The 19,844-nt window shown below is 31.0% G+C and carries 24 protein-coding genes; all 24 read left to right on the forward strand.

Annotation, left to right across the window (positions count from 1 at the left end):
- Nucleotides 1–68 precede the first annotated feature (68 nt).
- The 24 genes from BQ5344_RS04575 (at nt 69) to BQ5344_RS04685 (ending at nt 19,841) form a co-directional block, all read left to right on the forward strand.
- A complete protein-coding gene (locus BQ5344_RS04575) occupies nt 69–449 on the forward strand; it encodes a RidA family protein (RefSeq protein ID WP_021768093.1) in 381 nt (126 codons plus the stop codon).
- Between the two features lie 67 nt (nt 450–516).
- Nucleotides 517–1,362, forward strand: a complete 846-nt coding sequence (locus BQ5344_RS04580) for a metallophosphoesterase (protein WP_071124354.1) — start codon at nt 517–519, stop codon at nt 1,360–1,362.
- Nucleotides 1,363–1,382: 20 nt separating this feature from the next.
- Complete coding sequence (locus BQ5344_RS04585) at nt 1,383–2,222, forward strand: YwqG family protein (RefSeq protein WP_071124355.1); 840 nt, start codon at nt 1,383–1,385, stop codon at nt 2,220–2,222.
- A 145-nt stretch (nt 2,223–2,367) separates the two neighbouring features.
- Nucleotides 2,368–3,786 (forward strand): 3-isopropylmalate dehydratase large subunit, encoded by a 1,419-nt coding sequence (gene leuC / locus BQ5344_RS04590; protein WP_071124356.1) that lies wholly within the window; start codon nt 2,368–2,370, stop codon nt 3,784–3,786.
- A 63-nt stretch (nt 3,787–3,849) separates the two neighbouring features.
- Nucleotides 3,850–4,479, forward strand: coding sequence for a glutathione S-transferase family protein (locus tag BQ5344_RS04595; protein WP_071125482.1), 630 nt, complete (start codon nt 3,850–3,852; stop codon nt 4,477–4,479).
- A gap of 27 nt (nt 4,480–4,506) precedes the next feature.
- On the forward strand, nt 4,507–5,082 hold the full coding sequence (gene leuD, locus BQ5344_RS04600; RefSeq protein ID WP_071124357.1) for a 3-isopropylmalate dehydratase small subunit: 576 nt from the start codon (nt 4,507–4,509) through the stop codon (nt 5,080–5,082).
- Nucleotides 5,083–5,099: 17 nt separating this feature from the next.
- The gene (locus BQ5344_RS04605; protein WP_071124358.1) at nt 5,100–5,636 is read left to right on the forward strand and encodes a hypothetical protein; all 537 of its coding nucleotides are present in this window, start codon (nt 5,100–5,102) and stop codon (nt 5,634–5,636) included.
- Nucleotides 5,637–5,670: 34 nt separating this feature from the next.
- The gene (locus tag BQ5344_RS04610; RefSeq protein WP_071124359.1) at nt 5,671–5,913 is read left to right on the forward strand and encodes a DUF2262 domain-containing protein; all 243 of its coding nucleotides are present in this window, start codon (nt 5,671–5,673) and stop codon (nt 5,911–5,913) included.
- A 182-nt stretch (nt 5,914–6,095) separates the two neighbouring features.
- Complete coding sequence (locus BQ5344_RS04615; protein ID WP_071124360.1) at nt 6,096–6,470, forward strand: hypothetical protein; 375 nt, start codon at nt 6,096–6,098, stop codon at nt 6,468–6,470.
- A 466-nt stretch (nt 6,471–6,936) separates the two neighbouring features.
- Entirely contained in the window at nt 6,937–7,407 is a 471-nt protein-coding gene (locus BQ5344_RS04620; protein WP_071124361.1) for a hypothetical protein, read from the forward strand.
- 22 nt (nt 7,408–7,429) lie between these two features.
- A complete protein-coding gene (locus BQ5344_RS04625; RefSeq protein ID WP_071124362.1) occupies nt 7,430–8,485 on the forward strand; it encodes an alpha/beta hydrolase family protein in 1,056 nt (351 codons plus the stop codon).
- Nucleotides 8,486–8,725: 240 nt separating this feature from the next.
- On the forward strand, nt 8,726–8,884 hold the full coding sequence (locus BQ5344_RS12135; RefSeq protein WP_158662993.1) for a hypothetical protein: 159 nt from the start codon (nt 8,726–8,728) through the stop codon (nt 8,882–8,884).
- A gap of 13 nt (nt 8,885–8,897) precedes the next feature.
- A complete protein-coding gene (locus tag BQ5344_RS04630; RefSeq protein ID WP_071124363.1) occupies nt 8,898–9,356 on the forward strand; it encodes a hypothetical protein in 459 nt (152 codons plus the stop codon).
- 104 nt (nt 9,357–9,460) lie between these two features.
- Entirely contained in the window at nt 9,461–9,673 is a 213-nt protein-coding gene (locus BQ5344_RS04635) for a type II toxin-antitoxin system RelB/DinJ family antitoxin (RefSeq protein ID WP_071124364.1), read from the forward strand.
- A 95-nt stretch (nt 9,674–9,768) separates the two neighbouring features.
- A complete protein-coding gene (locus tag BQ5344_RS04640; protein WP_021768694.1) occupies nt 9,769–10,557 on the forward strand; it encodes a toxin-antitoxin system YwqK family antitoxin in 789 nt (262 codons plus the stop codon).
- A 45-nt stretch (nt 10,558–10,602) separates the two neighbouring features.
- Nucleotides 10,603–11,661 (forward strand): 3-isopropylmalate dehydrogenase, encoded by a 1,059-nt coding sequence (gene leuB / locus BQ5344_RS04645; protein WP_071124365.1) that lies wholly within the window; start codon nt 10,603–10,605, stop codon nt 11,659–11,661.
- 34 nt (nt 11,662–11,695) lie between these two features.
- A complete protein-coding gene (locus tag BQ5344_RS04650) occupies nt 11,696–12,481 on the forward strand; it encodes an ABC transporter ATP-binding protein (RefSeq protein WP_071124366.1) in 786 nt (261 codons plus the stop codon).
- Nucleotides 12,482–12,518: 37 nt separating this feature from the next.
- Nucleotides 12,519–13,574 carry a DMT family transporter gene (locus BQ5344_RS04655; RefSeq protein WP_071124367.1) on the forward strand — a complete coding sequence of 352 codons (1,056 nt, stop codon included), beginning with the start codon at nt 12,519–12,521 and terminating at the stop codon, nt 13,572–13,574.
- A 181-nt stretch (nt 13,575–13,755) separates the two neighbouring features.
- Nucleotides 13,756–14,520: a class I SAM-dependent methyltransferase gene (locus BQ5344_RS04660; RefSeq protein ID WP_071124368.1), complete on the forward strand. Its 765-nt coding sequence runs from the start codon at nt 13,756–13,758 to the stop codon at nt 14,518–14,520.
- 124 nt (nt 14,521–14,644) lie between these two features.
- Entirely contained in the window at nt 14,645–15,301 is a 657-nt protein-coding gene (locus tag BQ5344_RS04665; protein WP_071124369.1) for a DNA alkylation repair protein, read from the forward strand.
- A 406-nt stretch (nt 15,302–15,707) separates the two neighbouring features.
- Nucleotides 15,708–16,163: an FxLYD domain-containing protein gene (locus tag BQ5344_RS04670; protein ID WP_071124370.1), complete on the forward strand. Its 456-nt coding sequence runs from the start codon at nt 15,708–15,710 to the stop codon at nt 16,161–16,163.
- Nucleotides 16,164–16,502: 339 nt separating this feature from the next.
- Nucleotides 16,503–17,513, forward strand: a complete 1,011-nt coding sequence (gene ilvC / locus BQ5344_RS04675; protein WP_071124371.1) for a ketol-acid reductoisomerase — start codon at nt 16,503–16,505, stop codon at nt 17,511–17,513.
- 122 nt (nt 17,514–17,635) lie between these two features.
- On the forward strand, nt 17,636–18,307 hold the full coding sequence (locus BQ5344_RS04680; RefSeq protein ID WP_071124372.1) for an HAD family hydrolase: 672 nt from the start codon (nt 17,636–17,638) through the stop codon (nt 18,305–18,307).
- Nucleotides 18,308–18,542: 235 nt separating this feature from the next.
- Entirely contained in the window at nt 18,543–19,841 is a 1,299-nt protein-coding gene (locus BQ5344_RS04685; protein WP_071124373.1) for an adenylosuccinate synthase, read from the forward strand.
- The last annotated feature ends 3 nt before the right edge of the window (nt 19,842–19,844 follow it).

Consider the following 19,844-nt stretch of genomic DNA (forward strand, 5'->3'; position numbering starts at 1 on the left):
TTTATTATAAACTTTTTGAAACACAGAATATTATTGGTAAGTATGAAATTTTGAAAGGAGTTAAATTGATGAGAAAAAATATAAGTGGAAATTCTCCATGGGAGGACATTGTAGGATATTCGAGAGCAGTAAGGATAGGAAATATTTTTGAAATAGCAGGAACAACAGCCGTTAGGGATGGAAAGCCTTATGCAGCAGGAAATGCCTATGAACAGACAAAATATATTCTTGAAAATATAAAAAAACTTCTTGAAAAGGAAGGATTGGGGTTAAAAAATGTTATTAGAACAAGAATGTTTGTTACAGATATTTCAAAATGGGAAGAATATGGAAAAGCACATGGAGAATTTTTTAGGGACATTAAACCAGTTGCAACAATGGTAGAGGTGTCTTCATTAATTGATAAGGAATTGATGATAGAAATAGAAGTAAGTGCAGTTGCTGATTAAGAAATAAATAGAAAAGTTATAAATTCAAAATTAGAGAGAAAATAAAACAATTGAAAAGGAAAATTTTATGATAACTAAAAAAACAGTATTTTCAGTTTTAGGAATTTTAGCAATATTTTTTATAATTTGCCTAATTTATGCACATTATGAATATACACAGCTCAAGGTCAGAACGATAGAAATTGCTTCAAAAGATATTCCACAAGAATTTGATGGAAAGAAGATTGTCTTTGCGGCAGATTTTCAGCTAGATACTTATGCGAGATTTAATCAGAAGCAGCTTGACAGGATTATTGATTTGATAAACAAGCAGGAAAAGGATATTATAATTCTGGGTGGTGACTATACTAACTGGACTGGTAAAATTCCAAGGTTTTACAAGGGAATGGAAAAACTGGAAAAACCTGAATACGGAATTTATGCAGTTTTGGGAAATCATGATTATAATTCTGTGGAAAAAAATATGGCTGGACTGAAAAGCCTTGGGTACAAAGTGCTGGTAAATGAAAATGACAAAATAACCGTAAATAACCAGAGTATCTACATTTCAGCAGTTGACGATTTACTAAAAGGGAAACCTGATGCAAAGAAGGCACTTAATGGTATAAAAAAAGATTATTTTAATATCTTCATTACACATAATCCTGAATATTTTGAATATATGACAGATAAACAGAAGGAAAGGGCAGATATGACTTTGGCAGGGCATACTCATGGTGGACAGATAACATTGTTCGGATTGATATTATGGGCAGAAATTAAACATCCTTGGAAATACGGTTACGGATTAAAGGAATATGATGGACATAAAATTTATACTACTTCAGGTGTTGGTGGCGGAGCTTTTGAGATGTTTATAAGATTTTTTGCTCAGCCTAAAATTGTGATATTGAAATTGAAGAAAGTCAAGTAAAGAATTGAAAGAGGTGTAAAATGGAAGAGAAAGAATTAAAAATTTCAGCAAAAGATATTTTTAAGGAAATAGAGAAAAAATATCAGGAAACGGCAAAAGAAATGATGGTTGCAGATGCTTCGGTCAATGCTTCAAAAGAAATAAAAATAACGGATAGCAAAATTGAAGGGATTCCGTACATTCCAATAGGGAGAAAAATTCCAACAAATTCAAAAGGACAACAATTTATGTTCCTTGCACAGATAAATTGTGATGATTTGAAGGGGCTTGAAGATTTCCCACAGGAAGGGATTTTGCAGTTTTGGATTTTGGGAGAGGATTTGCTGGGATTGGATTTTGACGATTATACAAATCGAGATGGTTTTGATGTGATTTATTATGAAAAAATTGAGGACTATCATTCGGAAGTTGAGTTTAAGAAAATGTACAATCCTTATAGAGAAAATTCAGGAAATTTAGAAATAGCAAATAAGCCTTGTAAAATGAATTTTTCTTTGAAAAGTAGTGAAAAAGAGACTTTTGATTATACGCTTTTGGAAAAGTTATTTGAAGAAGTGCTAAAAGAAAAAAATATCGATGTAAATGAAAAAGAAAAATTGTATCAAAAAGTTGAGGGAATATTTGAAAGTAATTCTGATGGGGAAAATGGTGGAACAAAATGCAATGGATTTCCGTTTTTTACTCAATTTGAGCCAAGAGATGAAGAACAATTGAAAGAATATGACACTTTGTTATTTCAAATTGACAGTGGAGGGGAAATTATGATTGGAGATTGTGGAGTGATGAATTTCTTTATAAATCGTGAAAAATTGAAAAATAAAGATTTTTCAGATGTTTTTTACAACTGGGATTGTTATTAATTTTATAAGAATAGAAAGTTGGGAAAATGGATATAAAAACTATAAATTATGAATATTTTTTAGATTTATCAGTAAGAATGAAACAATTTTAATAAAAATATTATAGAAAAATTTGGAGAGAAAAATAAAATCGGAGGATAAAAAGATGTCAGAAATGAAAAATCAAATGAAAAAACCAAAAACTTTGTTTGATAAAGTTTGGGAAAAACACGTAATTACAGGAGAGCCTGGAGAAGCACAATTGCTTTATATAGATTTACACTTAATTCACGAGGTTACTTCACCACAGGCGTTTTCAGGATTGAGACTTGCTGGAAGAAAGGTTAGACGACCTGACTTGACTTTTGGAACGATGGATCATAACACACCTACTATAATGTCACAAAGACTAGATATTAAAGACAAAATTTCTAAAGCACAACTTGATGCTCTTGCTGCCAACTGTAAGGAATTTGGGATTGAACTTGTTGATATGTTTAATGAAAATAATGGAATTGTGCATATGGTAGGGCCTGAACAAGGACTTACGCAACCTGGGAAAACTGTAGTTTGTGGGGATAGCCATACTGCTACTCATGGAGCATTTGGAGCAATTGCATTTGGAATTGGGACAAGTGAGGTTGAGCATGTTCTGGCTACACAGACAATCTGGCAGAAAAAACCGAAGACGATGGGAATTGAAATTACTGGAAAGTTACAAAAAGGTGTTTATGCAAAGGATATAATACTTCATATAATCAAGACATATGGAATTGGACTTGGAAATGGTTATGCCTTCGAATTTTTTGGAGATACGATAAGAGGGCTTTCGATGGAAGAAAGAATGACAATATGCAATATGGCGATTGAAGGTGGGGGGAAATCAGGAATTATCGCACCTGATGAAACTACATTTAATTATGTGAAAGGAAGAAGATTTGCACCAAAAGGTGAGGAATTTGACAAAAAGGTAGCTGAATGGAAGGAATTGTATACAGATTCAGTAGAAGCCTTTGACAAGCATATAAAAATAGATGTTACAAATCTTGAACCGCAAGTTACTTGGGGAACAAATCCTGAAATGGGAATCAATGTTACTGAAAAATTTCCAGAAATCAAAGATCATAATGATGAAAAAGCATACGAATACATGGGCTTAAAACCAGGACAAACTCCATTTGACATACCTTTAAAACACGTATTTATTGGTTCGTGTACAAATGGAAGGCTGAGCGATCTGGAAATTGTTGCAAAAATTGTAAAAGGAAAGAAAGTTGCACCAAATATCACAGCAGTTGTAGTTCCTGGCTCACAAGTTGTTAAAAAAGCGGCTGAAGAAAATGGAATTGCACAAATATTAAAAGATGCGGGATTTGAATGGAGAGAAGCTGGGTGCTCCACTTGTCTTGGAATGAACCCTGACTTGATACCAGCTGGAGAGCACTGTGCTTCAACTTCCAACAGAAACTTTGAAGGACGGCAAGGAAAAGGTGCAAGAACACATTTGGTAAGTCCTGCAATGGCTGCAGCAGCTGCTATTTTTGGGAAGTTTGTGGATGTTAGAGAATTGGAAGAAGTGAGATAAAAGTATTAATAGTGGTTAATGATAATTAATAAAAATAAAAGAATTGAAAGAGAGAAAAATACTATGAAAAAGATAACTTTTTATACAAATCCATATTCAAGAGGAGTGTCTGTAAGATGGATGTTAGAAGAATGTGGAGCAGAGTATGACATAGTGCCTGTTCATTTTGGTAAAGAAATGAAATCTGAAAAATATCTTTCAGTAAATCCAATGGGGAAAGCACCAGCACTAGAGGTAGATGGAAAAGTTATTACAGAAACAGCGGCAATTTTAACATTTTTAGCGGATATGTATCCTGAAAAAAACTTGATTCCTCCAGTTAATTCTGTGGAAAGGGGAGAATTTTATCGTTGGATGTTTTTTGCACTTCATCTGGAGTATGCTTTTATGGATAAATTTTTTGATGTTCCGTCAAGCGAAAAGAAAAGAATGAGCATAGGATATGGAGATTACGATACAGCTTTAAATACATTAACTGAATTTTTAAAAGATAAAAAATATGCGATAGGAAACAGTTTTACTGTGCTAGACTTATATTTGACAGGATTATTGAGATGGGCGACATTTGTGGCTAGAGTTCTTCCAAAAGAAGGTATGCTCGCAGATTACATGAAACTGCACGGAACAAGAGAAGCTAATATAAAAGGACAGGAGCTAGATCGAGAATTAGCAAAATCAATGGGATTGGATTAAAAAATTAATAAAAGCAAGGAGAGAAAAATGAAACCATTTACAAAATATGAAGGAACAATCGTTCCAATAATGAATGACAATATTGACACGGATCAATTAATTCCAAAACAATATTTAAAAAGTATCGAAAAAACAGGATTTGGGCAATATGTGTTTGATGAGTGGAGATACAATGAGGACAGAACAGATAATATGGATTTTAATTTAAACAAGCCTGAATATAAGACAGGGACAATTTTGATTACAGGAGATAACTTTGGTTGTGGTTCAAGCAGGGAACATGCGGCTTGGGCATTGCAAGATTATGGATTTCATGTAATTGTTGCAGGAGGATATTCAGGGATATTCTATATGAACTGGCTGAATAATGGGCATTTGCCGATAACTTTGCCGGAAGCTGATAGACTGGAACTGGCTAGACTTCCTGGAGATGCTAAAGTGGTAGTTGATTTGGAAAATAACAAACTGACTGCAAATGGAAAAGATTATTTCTTTGAGCTGGAGGAAAGCTGGAAACAGAGATTGCTGAAAGGATTGGATTCGATTGGGCTGACTTTGGAGCATGAGGATGAGATTAGGAAATATGAGGAGAATCATAAGTAGTCAAAAAAGGAGTAAAAATGAAAAATTGGGAAATCATAGACGGAGAGCATACTCGTAAAGTGATGTGGATAAATCACGAAATAGAAATGAAATTATACTGTAATGGTGAAGATGATATTGATGAAGATGAACTTGATGAAGCAAAAGTCGAAGAAATGGTTGAAAAAATTTTAGAAAATAAAGAATATTGGGATACAAAGTGTAAAAATTTGTTTGCTGAAGAGTTTGTTGACTGGTTTAATGAAGAAAAATGGGTAAAGCCTGAGTATGCTGAAATTTATTATGAAACAAAGAGTATTGATGAAGTGGAGAAAAAATTACTTAAAATTATTGGAAAAGAAGATACAGAAAAGATTATGAAAAATAATTTTCTTACAAAAGAAGCGTTTAAAAAGTTACTTGATAATGAAGATATGGAAATAACAATTGATTTAACTGACGATGATGAAAATAGTTTTTCTATTACTATGTACGAAAGATTGTTTTTTGTTGATAAAATGTTTTATGCTGAGTGTAATTTTAATGGTGAAATAGACGAGTTTTATATGGATTAATTTTCTTAAATTTTTTTAGAAAGGAAAATCAGATATGGAAATTCAGGATTTTGGTGAAAATACATCTAGTAGTTATTTTAAAGAATGGTATGGGAAAATCATTTGGAAAGGTAAAGAAATACGGGTAAGACTAACAATTTCTAAAGAATGTGATAATATTGAAATTGAAAAAGAAAAAATGTTTAAAATTTTCGAAGAATTGTATCTTAATCAGGATGAATTGACTAAAAAGATTAATTATGTTAATGATGTTACTGAGGAAGAATTTATTTTCTGAAAAAAATAGGAAAGAGAACTTTTTAAATGCCAGAAAAATCAAAAGAACAGTTGAAAGTAGAAGAGTATTTCAAGCAAAATGGGATAGAGTACCATAAAATTTTATTTACGGTATTAAAAAAGAAAGAAATTTAAATTTGTAACTGAAATTTTTTGTATCTTGCGAAGGGAGAATATTGATTTATGTTTTCAATATTAGGTGCAGTATTATTTGGAGTTATAGCAATTATGACAGTTCTTGTTGCCTGCGGTTTTCCTCTGGGCGAATTTACAATGGGTGGACAACATAAAATCTTACCTAAGAAATTTAGAGTTATGGCAGTCATTTCAGTGGCTATCCAAATTTTTGCAATGATAATTATTTTGCAAGCCGGAGGTTTTATTTCCTTGTGGCTGTCTTTTAAGGTTACTAAATATATTTGTTTTTTCTTTGCTGTCTACCTATCTCTGAATACTATTATGAACATGATTTCAAAAAGCAGGAAAGAAAAATATGTGATGACTCCGCTTTCACTTATAGCCGGAATATGTTTTTGGATAACGGCATTTCAGATGTAGTATGTAAGATAAGGATAATTTATAGTGCATCAAATTCGAAATTTAAAGTAAAAAATATGTACAAAAAAATTTGTTTTTAGTATTGATTATTTATAAGCTCATGTATTTTTAATTATATATATACAAATAAAATATTACATTTTTTGATTGGTGTTATTTAATTTACAAAATTAAAAAAATATAGATGAAAAATATATTGGAAATGGAATAAAAATTTTTGGTGATGGACATACAGGAAGATTAGAACTGGAAGAAATTACAAAGTTTAAAATTTCAAAAGATGTTTTGGAAATTACAGAAAATATTAATAATTAAATATATAGAGTTTTAAAGAATAATTTAGTATTATATGGGCTAATTTCTTCGATTATTTGTTAAAAATTAATAAAAAAGGTTAACGATATTGCTGAAAAGGAAGTTATTTATTGAAATAATAGAATAAAAATTAGAAAGGAAAATTTAAAAGATGGCAGAAAAATCAAAAGAACAGTTGAAAGTAGAAGAATATTTCAAGCAAAATGGGATAGAATATGATAAAAATTTTATTTATGGTATTAAAAGAGAAAGAAATTTGAATTCATTTTTGATGATGGGACTTATTGGATTGATTATGAAAGCAGGGATGAAGCCGTGTTATATACTTTTTAAGGAGAATGAAATATTGTTTTTCGAAGTTGGGATGCTTGGTGGAATTAAAGGGCTTTTAACAAGAATAGATGTTGATGATATAGAAAAAATTGATTTAAAAAAAGGAATCTTAAACTATAAATTGACAATATCAATAAGAGTTGGGGATAAAATAAAAAAAGAAGTAATAAATTTTGCCCAAATTAATGGAAAGGCATGGTGGATGCAGAATAGAAATAACTTGATTGAAAGTGGATACTTTGAAAAATTGGCTGAAAGAGTGGGCAAAAGAAGAATGTTGAAACAATAAATAAAAAAAGAAAGGTGACTTTATGAAAAAAATACTACTTTTATTGCTAATTTTAGCAACTTTTGTAGTATCTTGCGGGAACGGAGGTAAAAATTCAAACGCAAATACAGAAGTTCAAAAGAGTGAGAAAAATAGCAAAGAAATTGATAATAGTTTTGATTTTGAGATATATGGAGAAACATTGGAAGAAGCTCATAAAAATTTTAAGACAAAGATTGTCGATGGGCAAAAAACGGAGTTTGTACCAGATGGAAAACCAGGGATTCCGCCTAAAAATAGCAAGTTTTCATTGGTAAATTATCCAACAAAATTAGGAGAAATGCCAATGTATATTACAGCAAAAGAAAATAACGGGAAAAAATATCCAGCAATCATATATTTAAATGGTGGATTTGGTGGAATTGGAGATAGTGAGTTTGGATGGGATGAAGAATCGCCTAAAAATAATTATCAAGGGGCAGGTGTATTTAAAAGAGATGATTTTGTACTTGCAATACCAAGTGCTAGAGGAGAAAATGCAAATGCTGGAAAATATGAAATGTTTTATGGGGAAATTGAAGACTTGGAAGAAGCCAGAAAATATGTGGCATCACTTCCTTATGTTGATCCAAATAGAATTTATCTCGTTGGACACAGTACAGGTGGGACAAAGGCTTTGCTTTTGAGCGAATATTCAAAAGGTTTTCGAGCAGTTTTTGCAATAGGTGCCTTGCCAGATTTCTTTTGGGCAACAGAAAAACCAGATGAATATGGCGGAGTTCCATTTGATTTGACAAATCCTAGAGAAATAGCAGTAAGATCATCACTTCGATACGTCCGTTCAATAACAGCACCAACTTTTCACTTTGAAGGGCAGGAAGAAAGGAGAGATATTCTATTTGAGCCTATGCAAAAAGCCGCAGACAAATACAAAATACCATTCAAGAAATACCGAATTGCAGGTGGAGATCATTTTAATATACTTTATCCATTAACGACAATGATTGCACAAAAAATACTAGCTGATACAGGGGTGAAAACGAATATTCAGTTTAGTGATGGGGATTTGGATGTGATTTCAAAAGGGATTGTTAAATAGCAGATAATTTAATTTTAGAAATTTGGTTGAAAATGAAAAATTGTCGATGTAAAAGTAGAAGATACGAGTTAGAAAATAAATTTCAAGTTTTTGGGATAATTTGAAAAAAGGAGATGTCTATGTGGTCAAAAGGAATTGCATATAGAAAGCGAGAAAAAGAAAAACTCTCTAAAATAAGTTTAAAAGATTTACCGTTTGATGTGTTTATAAAAAATAGAGAATTAGTCAGTTGGAGAAGAAGTGGCTGGTGTAAGAGAGCTTATCAGTTTTACAAAAAAAGCTGTAATCGGAATTTTAGAAGAAATAAAAATCTTGAAACTTCAATTAAAGGGAATTATTACAGAAAGTGCTATGAGTTGCAGTATGCTTGGATTTAACAAAAAATTTTCAGATGACTAGGAGATAAAAAATTATGCGAACTATCAAAGAATGGAATAAAATAATAGAAAATTATTTTAATGAAAATAATATTGAGTATGACAGAAATTATTTGTGTTTTCTTCCTGAAAACAATTTTATAAAAGTGCTTTTTGATAAAAAACTTATTTACGATGTTAACGAGGATTTAAGAGAAAGTATTATAGTTTTATTTAAGAAAGACAATATAGAAATATTTTCGTGTGATGTAACATTAAAAATATCTTCAGGAATACAACTTTCAAATATAGGTAAAATAAGGAAAATAGTCCCACGGGAAAAAGTAAAGGTTTTAAAATTAGTAAAAAAAATAATGAGATATAAATTATATTTTAAATTAGATAATGAAAGTAAAGCTTTTAGAATTGATATTTTTTATAGATTTAATAAAAACTGGGTAGTTGAAAATATAAATTATTTGATAGAAAATAGATTAATAGATTTTAAAAAATGAAAAAAGTAAATTTTTGGAAAAAGTTAATTAAAATATTGATTTTTATATTATTTAGTAGTCTAAATTACATTGTATAACAAAAGTATTACAAAGGAGTGGTAAAAATGGCTACAGTAACAGCTAGAGTTGATGAAAATGTGAAAAAAGAAGCGGAAACATTATTTAAAAAAATGGGGATTAATATGAGTACTGCTATGAATTTATTTTTGAAGAAATGTATTTTGGAGCAGGGGATTCCGTTTGAATTGAAAGTGCCGAATAAGGAAACTTTAAAGGCAATACAGGAAACTGAAGATGCTTCGATTAAGAAAATTTAAAGAAAAGGGCATCATATTACAGAGGAATTATTTTAGGATTTGGAATTTAACATTGGAAGTAATTGAGAGATTTAATAATTAGATGGAGGAAGTAAATGTTAAAAAAACTTATATTTTTAATAATGTTGTTAAGTATGCAACTAATTTTTGCAGATATAAATGAGATTAAAAAATTAGGAAAGGCAATGGATGATTTGTCATTTGAGAAAGAAGCAGTAAGTGGTTCTAAAACAGCATATAAATTAGGAGTAGCAAGTTATACTTTTAATAGACCATATAAAAGTGGAGAAAAGCAATTAGAAGTAAAATATCTTAATGGAAAAAGAGAAGGAGAAGCAAAATTTTATTATCAAAATGGAAATTTGATAGGAAAAGGTAATTATAAGAATGATAAAAAAGATGGACTTTGGGAATTTTTTGCTAGTGATGGTGGAAAAATTGTAGAAGTAAATTACAAAAATGGTCTTTTTGATGGGATTGTTACGGAATATTTTGAAAATGGGCAAATAAATACAGTTTCAAATTATGTTCAAGGGAAAAAAGAGGGTGAAGAGAAACAGTATTATATGTCTGGAAAATTACAATCAACTGGAACTTATATAAATGATAAAGAAGAAGGAAAGGTTGTGATTTATTATCCTAGTGGAAAAATTTATATGACAAGTAATTTTTTGAATGATAAACATAATGGTGAAATTAATTATTTTTATGAAAATCAAAAACCTCTTTTAAAAGGAATTCTCAAAAATTCCGAAGCTACTGGAATTTGGGAATTTTATGATGAAAAAGGAAATCTAAAATATAAAGGTGAATACAATAGCATAAAAAATAAATTTATGCCAGAATTTGAAAGAAATAGACAGAAAATATTGAAGAAAAATTAAAAAAGATGTAAAAAGTTTAAATGAATTAAGAAAGGAAGTATAAAAATGAACTACAAAATTGCAGTATTAAATGGAGATGGAATTGGACCAGAAATAGTGGCTGAGGCGATAAAGGTTTTGGATAAGGTTGGAGAGAAGTTTGGACATCAATTTGAGTATGTTCGGGGGTATCTTGGAGGGGAGTCTGTGGATAAGTATGGATTTCCTTTGTCAAGTGAAACTGTGGAAGTTTGTAAAAATAGTGATGCTATTTTGCTTGGAGCTATTGGTGGGCCTAAATGGGATAATATTGAGCCTAAGAAACGTCCTGAGAGAGGGCTTCTTGCGATTAGGAAGGAACTTGGAGTTTATACGAATTTGCGACCTGCTATTTTGTTTAAATCGTTAAAAAGTGCGAGTCCTTTGAAGGAAGAAATAATTGGAGATGGACTTGATGTGATGATAGTAAGAGAACTTACTGGAGGGCTTTATTTTGGGCATAGGGAATATTCTGATGAAAAGGCGTTTGATACACTTCCTTACACAAGACCTGAAATTGAAAGAATTGCGAAAAAAGCATTTGAAATTGCAAAACTTAGAAATAAAAAACTTACGAGCGTAGATAAACATAATGTTTTGGATACTTCAAAATTGTGGAGAAAAGTTGTGGAAGAAATTTCAAAAGATTATCCAGAAGTGGAAGTTTCGCATATGTATGTGGATAATGCCGCAATGCAGCTGATTGCGAATCCTAGACAATTTGACGTAATTTTGACTGAAAATATGTTTGGAGATATTTTATCAGATGAGGCTTCAATGCTTACAGGATCGCTTGGAATGCTGCCATCAGCGAGTCTTGGGGATGGAAAAGTTGGACTTTATGAGCCAAGTCACGGTTCAGCACCTGATATAGCTGGAAAAAATATTGCAAACCCAATAGCGACAATACTTTCGGCAGTAATGATGTTAAGATATTCATTTAATCTTCAAAAAGAGGCTGATACAATAGAAAAAGCTGTGGAGGAAGTGCTAGAAGCAGGATTTAGAACAGCTGATATTTATACAAATGGTATGAAGAAGGTTGGAACTGATGAAATGGGAACTGAGATTGCTAATAGGATTTAGGATCTAAAAATTTTGGAAAAAGAAGGATATTTTTATGGAAGAAATATTACACTATGAAAATGTAACTTTTAAGCGTAATGGAAGAGAAATATTGAAAGGAATTGACTGGCATATAAATAAAGGTGAGAATTGGGTACTTCTGGGGCTTAATGGTTCTGGAAAGTCAACTCTTCTTGGAATGATACCAGCCTACATTTTTCCAACTTCTGGAGAAGTGAGAGTTTTTGGTCATAAATTTGGTAATTATTCTTGGAAAAAAATAAAAAATCGAGTTGGTTTTGTAAGTTCCACATTAAATAATTTTTCAAGCACATTAAATGGCGAAAAACTGGAAGATATTGTAATTTCTGGAAAGTTTAATTCGATTGGGATTTATGATGAAGTTACGGATGAGGACAGGGAAAAGGCTGATAAGATTATTGAGGATTTTAAGATTTCATATATAAAAAATAATCACTTTGGCACTTTGTCACAAGGGGAGCAGCGACGGACATTGCTTGCAAGAGCGTTTATGAATGAGCCTAATTTGCTTATACTGGATGAGCCTTGTTCGGGGCTTGATGTAACTTCGAGGGAGTATTTTTTGAAAGTGCTTGAGGAAAATTCCAAAAATGGTAACGCAATACCATTTATTTACGTAACTCATCAGATTGAAGAAATTATGCCATCGGTAACTCACGTGGCACTTCTTCACGATGGAAAGATTTTGGCAAAAGGGCTTAAAAAGGATATTTTAACAGATAAATTGCTTTCTCAGATGTTTGGTTTAGATGTGAAGATTGTTTGGGAAAAGGAAAGACCTTGGCTGATTGTGAGATAAATTTAGGATTTGTCTAAAAGGAGATGATTTATTAAACATGGATAAAAGCAGAAAATTTATGGCAGTAATTTTAGCATTGCTTGCAGCTATTTTTTATGCAATTAATACACCATTTTCTAAAGAGCTTTTAAATAAGATTCCTCCAACATTGATGGCATCTTTTCTATATCTGGGAGCTGGAACAGGTGTAGGTATTATGTACTTGTTTCATAGGAAAGTCGAAGAAAAGTATGAAAAGTTAAATAAGGCAGATTTACCTTATACTGTTGGAATGATTGTCCTTGATATTGCGGCACCTATATTCCTTATGATTGGTATAAATATTGGTTCAGCCTCAAATGCTTCACTGCTTGGTAACTTTGAAATTGTAGCAACAACAATTATTGCTCTTTTAATATTTAGGGAAAAAGTAACATCAAAGTTATGGATTGCTATCGGTTTTATTACAGTATCGAGCATAGTTCTTTCAGTTGAAGGAGTTGAAAGTTTCCAGTTTTCATTAGGATCATTGTTTGTTATACTGGCAACTTGCTGTTGGGGACTTGAAAATAACTGCACTAGAAAAATTTCAGATAAAAGTACTTATGAGATTGTTTTACTAAAAGGTTTTTTCTCTGGTAGCGGTGCATTTATAGTCGCCCTTATTTTGGGAGAAAGAATTCCGGAAATCAAATATATAATAGCTGCTTTGCTACTTGGATTTGTGGCATATGGACTCAGTATTTTTATGTATATCAGAGCACAAAGAGATTTAGGTGCTTCAAAAACTAGTGCATATTATGCTGTAGCTCCGTTTGTAGGAACTTTTTTAGCATTTATAGTAAATGGAGAAAAACTTACTTTGGTATATTTCATTGGTCTTGTTTTTATGATAATCGGCAGCGTAATTGTTGTATATGATACAATGGTTAAACGTCACAGTCATAGTCATTCTCACATAATTGTTCATACTCATGATGGAAAAACACATACTCATATTATCATGCATAAACATGAGCATAGTCATTTTATATCAGAGAAAAAGCATAATCATATGCATAAAGATTATATAAATAGCATAGAACATAAATTGATACATGAAAAGGGATTGTAAATTTATAAAAGTGCTGTATTTGAAACATAACAAATTAAAGTTTCAAATAAAATAAAAATTAAAAAAATTAAGCAAGATTAAAATTGTTCAAGAAATTAGAAATTTGTAGAGGTGAGAAAAATGTAATGGCAACATATTCAACTTAAATCGAAATAATATAAAATTACGAGGAGATTATAAGATGAACAATTATATAAAATTAAATGAAGATAGATGGAATAATGTAAAAAATGACTATACTGAGCCATTGACACATGAAGAATTAGAAAAAGTTAGAAATAATCCAATTTCTGTTGCATTAACTGTTGGGAAAAAAGTTCCAAAAGAATGGTTTGAAAAAGCAAACGGGAAAAAGATATTAGGTTTAGCTTGTGGTGGTGGACAGCAGGGACCAGTTTTTGCTATAAAAGGTTATGATGTAACCATAATGGATTTTTCTAAATCACAATTACAAAGAGATGATATGGTTGCTGAAAGAGAAGGCTTAAAAATCAATACAGTTCAAGGCGATATGACAAAACCATTTCCATTTGAAAATGAAACTTTTGATATTATTTTTAATCCAGTTTCAAATGTATATATAGAAGATTTAGAAAACATGTATAAAGAAGCCTCTAGAGTATTGAAAAAGGGTGGACTGTTAATGGTCGGATTTATGAATCCTTGGATATACATGTATGATGCTGACATTGTATGGGACAAACCTGATGAGGAATTACTTTTAAAGTTTTCGATACCTTTTAATTCAAAAGAGCTTGAAGAGGAAGGCAAGATAACCATAAATCCAGAATATGGATATGAATTTAGCCATACCTTAGAAACTCAGATTAGAGGACAACTTAAAAATGGTTTCGCTATGATAGATTTTTATGAATCGTGTGACAAAAGACATAGATTATCACGTTATGGAAATGATTATATAGCTACACTTTGTATTAAACTATAATGTTATAGAACATACTTTGGGAGAATAGCCCATTTTATTTTCTTTAAGGATTAAAATCTAAAAATTAGAATTTTGTAATTAATAGAAATTAATATTTTTAATAAAATAAAAAAAGAGGAAACTTATGGATTTTAATAAACTTTATGAAGAAATGACCCAGCATAAAAATGAAGAACAGGCTCAAAAAATGTCAAAATATATGCTTAATAAATTTGAATATATTGGGATCAAGACACCTGAAAGACGTAAAATATTTAAAAATTTTTTCAAGGAATACAAGAATGAAGAAAAAATCGACTGGGAATTTGTAAATAAATGCTGGGAAAATAAGCACAGGGAATTTCAGTATATTGCAGCAGATTATCTAAAGAATATGAAAGATAAGTTGACAATAGATGATATTCCCAAGTTTAAACGGTTAATCTTGAAAAAATCGTGGTGGGATACGATAGACAATTTAGATATGACAATAGGAACTTTGGCATTAAAGGATTCAAATGTGAATAAAATATTGCTAGAATGGAGTCTTGATGAAAATATTTGGCTTAGAAGAATTGCTATTGATCATCAGCTTTTGAGGAAAGAAAAAACAAACACTGAATTACTGGAAAAAATTTTAAAGAATAATCTGGGGCAGGCTGAATTTTTTATCAATAAGTCGATAGGCTGGGCATTGAGAGATTATAGCAAGACTAATCCTGAGTGGGTAAAAAATTTTATTGAGAAAAATAGAGAAAATATGGCAAAATTAAGTATTAGGGAAGCTAGTAAATATTTGTAATATTAAATTCTCTTTAAGTAATAAATTTATTATAAACTTTTTCAACAAAGGACATTTCCAAATAATTAAAATATAGTTTTTTAGTTCTAATAAAGCGACGGAGCTTTTATTTGTTCAACTACGACTGTCTGACGACTGGAAGGAGGAGTTTCGGAGTTGGGCAAATAAAAGTCGTAGTCTAGCCATAGGTTGCAGGATTTGCGGCAATGAGCAATCCTGCAAAAAAAATTATAATAAAAATAGTAAAATTGTCATTAAACAAATAATTTAATACTAAATTCCATTAGAAAATAAAAACTATGTTAAATTTTATTAAACATTTGTTATTTAAATGTGGAATAGTATAAGTTTTAAAGTAATTTTATTGTATTATAAGCATAAAGAATATTGAAAGGATTTATAAATTATGAAAAAAATAATAATGATAATGGGAACGGCTCTTGTTCTTTCATCTTGTGGAGTTGTTGGAGCGGCAGGAAGTATTGCTGGAGGGACAATTAAAGCAGCTGGAACCGTTACAGGAGCAGTAATTAAGACAACTGGAAATATTATCGGTGGGATAATTGGCGGAAATGATGGAGAAATTAATGCGAAAGGCGTTAAGTATAAATTTTCTAAGGCAAAAGTTGAAAATGATGGGAATACGACAATTGTAACAGGAGTTTTAACAAATAGTGGAACTAAAAAGGAAAATGTTACTATTGAAATCCCTTGCTTTGATAAAAAAGGAACAAAAGTCGGAGATGCTGTGGATAGCACTGATTCCATTGATAAAAATAAAAAATGGGAGTTTAGGGCTGTTCTAAATTCGGGAGATGTAAAGGCATGTAAAGTGAAGGATGCTTATGTAAATGCACAATAAATTTGATAATAATATCTTATACTAAACTTGATTTAAATAACAAATTTATTACAAACTTTTCTAATTAAAGTATATAAAACTAATATTTTAAAATAATTTAAAATATAATTTTTGTTTTTTAAATAGAGCTTAGTATAAACTAATCTGTGAGATTTTTGACAATAAGTTATCCTATAAAAATAAAAAAACATAGCGATATGAAAAAATATTTATTAATAAAAATGTCTAAAAAATAAAATTCAAAAATATATAAAATATATCATTACATTAAAAAGAAATATTTGCAAATATTTTTAAAAAGTGTATAATATATACATATAAAATTTAGGAGGATAAAAAATGGCAGGAAATATTTTAGGAACAACAGTTTATTATGATGCTGATTGTGATTTGAGTAAATTGGAAGGTAAAAAAATTACTGTATTAGGGTATGGTTCGCAAGGGCATGCACACTCTCTAAATTTAAGAGAAGGTGGATTTGATGTAACTGTTGGACTTAGAAAAGGTTCAAAATCTTGGGATGAAGCTACTGAAGCAGGGTTTACAGTAAAAGAAACTGCAGATGCTGTAAAAGGTGCAGATATAGTTATGATTTTGATTCCAGATGAAATTCAGGCTGATGTATATTCATCTGATATTGCACCAAACTTGAAAGAAGGAGCATATATCGCATTTGGACACGGATTTAATATTCATTTTGGAAAAATTGTTCCAAGAGAAGATATAAGCGTATTCATGGTTGCGCCAAAAGGACCTGGACACTTGGTAAGAAGAACTTTCCAAGAAGGAAGTGGAGTACCTTGTCTAGTAGCTGTTTACCAAGATGCTAAAGGAGACACAATGGAAGTTGCTAAAGCATGGGCATCAGCTATTGGTGGAGGAAGATCAGGAATCCTTGAAACTACATTCAAACAAGAAACAGAAACAGATCTATTTGGTGAACAAGCTGTATTATGTGGTGGAGTAGTAGAACTTATGAAAGTAGGATTTGAAGTATTAACAGAAGCTGGATATGATCCTGTAAATGCTTACTTTGAATGCTTACACGAAATGAAACTTATCGTAGACTTGATTTATGAAGGCGGATTGGCAACAATGAGAAGTTCAATTTCAAATACTGCTGAATACGGAGATTATATTACAGGACCAAAAATTATAACTGCTGAAACAAAAGAAGCTATGAGAGGTGTTTTAAAAGATATTCAAGATGGTAAATTTGCAAACGACTTCTTAGCTGATTCAAAAGCGGGGCAACCGTTCTTAAAAGAAAAAAGAGCAGAATTTGCAAATCATGGTGTAGAAAAAGTTGGGGCTGAATTAAGAAAACTTATGCCTTGGATTAAAAAATAAAAATTAGAAAATAAAAGAACAACTTTAGAATTTTAGCAGTCTTTCAAATAAGGCTGCTAAATTTTTAGTAAATGTTTTTTATAAATAGATAAGAAAAAATAGGATTAGATAAGGAGTAAAAAATGGGAAAAAAATTCTTTGATGAAATTGAACTGTTTTTGTTTGATATGGATGGTTTGTTGTTTGATACTGAAACTATTTATGTGGAATATGGACGTGAAATTGCAGAGAAAATGGGATATACAATTACAAAAGATGTTGTGGAAAGAACAACGGGTGTTACAAATGATAAGGCAAGAATATTGTTTAAAGAAGCCTTGGGACAAGATTTTCCGTATGATGAAATGATGGGAACAGTTAAGGATCATATAATGGAAAAAGCTGAAAAAGGCGAAGTTCCATTAAAACTTGGCGCATTGGAATTGCTTGAATTTTTGAAAAAAAATAATAAGCAGATGATTTTGGCAACTTCATCGGACTTGGATATGGCTGAAACTTTGACTAAAGGAAAGGATATAAAAAAATATTTTTCCCATTTTGTGACGGCAGAAGATGTAACTCATGGAAAGCCAGATCCTGAAGTTTTTCTTATAGGATCAGAAAAGGCTGGAACATCTCCTGAAAAAACAGTTGTATTTGAAGATTCGTTCAATGGAATAAGAGCGGCTCATGCAGCTGGGACATTTCCAATTATGGTCCCAGATAAATTAAAACCGACAGAAGAAATTAAAAAATTAGTTTATAAAAAATTTGATAATTTGTTGGAAGTGCTTGATTACTTTGAGGGAAAGTAAATTACTAAAAATAAAATAGAAATTGATTAATAGGAGTTATTTGTGGGAAATAATATAACTTCTATTTTTTTGTGAAAATTATTTTATTAAAAGATTTAAATCAATTGAAAAAAAATAGCAAATATAGTAAAATAAATAGTAAAAAGATAAAATTTTAGTAAGTTAGATTTTTTAGTTTTTACGGTTCAGTTTTTAAAAAAGTAAGAAAATTCTAAAAATTTAGGAGGAATGAAATATGGAAAATAATACTTTTGTAATTGTGGGAACGCAGTGGGGAGATGAAGGAAAAGGTAAAATTATCGATGTACTCTCTCCAAAAGCGGATTATGTAGTTAGATTTCAAGGTGGTAACAATGCCGGGCATACTGTCGTTGTAAATGATGAAAAATTTATTTTGCATTTATTGCCGTCTGGAATTATTAACTCGGCTGGAAAATGTATAATTGGGGCTGGAGTTGTTGTTGATATCGAAGTATTATTGACGGAAATTGACGAACTCGAAAAAAGAGAGAAAAAGCTGGATAATTTATTTATCGACGAAAGAGCGCACATAATAATGCCTTACCATATCGAGATTGACAAGGCTAAGGAAGAAGCTATGGGTGAAAACAAAATTGGGACTACTCAAAGAGGAATTGGACCTTGCTACATTGATAAAATTGCAAGAAATGGAATTAGAATTGGTGATTTACTGGATCCTGAAAGATTTAGGGATAAACTTACTTGGAACGTAAAAGAAAAAAATGATATGCTGACAAGATACGGTAAAGGAACTTTCGATTTGGAAGAACTTTATGAAAAATTTATGAAACTTGCTGAAAAAATAAAATTTAGAATAATTGATGCAGTTGTGGAAATCAATGAAGGCATTGAAGATCGAAAAACAGTACTTTTTGAAGGAGCTCAAGCGTTAATGCTTGACATTGACTACGGAACATATCCTTACGTAACTTCATCATCGCCAACATCTGGCGGAGTAACAGTCGGAACAGGAGTTGCTCCAACAAAAATCTCAAGAGTGCTGGGAGTTATGAAAGCCTACACAACAAGAGTGGGAGAAGGACCTTTCCCAACAGAATTAGAAAACGAAGATGGAGAAACTTTACGAAAAGTAGGACACGAATTTGGAGCAACAACAGGACGTCCAAGAAGATGTGGATGGCTCGACTTGGTAATAGGAAAATATGCAGTTCTGATTGACGGATTGACAGATATTGTGTTGACAAAACTGGATGTATTGACAGGATTTGAAAAAATAAAAGTGGCTGTAGGTTATGAAATTGACGGAAAAGTATATCATTCTTATCCTGGAAACTTGAGAAAATCCAAAGACTTGAAAATAATTTACGATGAATTAGAAGGCTGGAAAGAAGATATTACGCAAATAAAAAATTACGAAGACTTGCCGGAAAATTGTAAAAAATATATTGAATACATTGAGAAAAAATTGAAATGTAAAATCTCGATGATTTCAGTAGGGCCTGAAAGAAGTCAGAATATTTATAGATATGATTTGGGAGAGTTTGTGAAGTAATTT

Origin of the sequence: Leptotrichia massiliensis, assembly GCF_900104625.1 — a bacterium.
Classification (GTDB): domain Bacteria; phylum Fusobacteriota; class Fusobacteriia; order Fusobacteriales; family Leptotrichiaceae; genus Leptotrichia; species Leptotrichia massiliensis.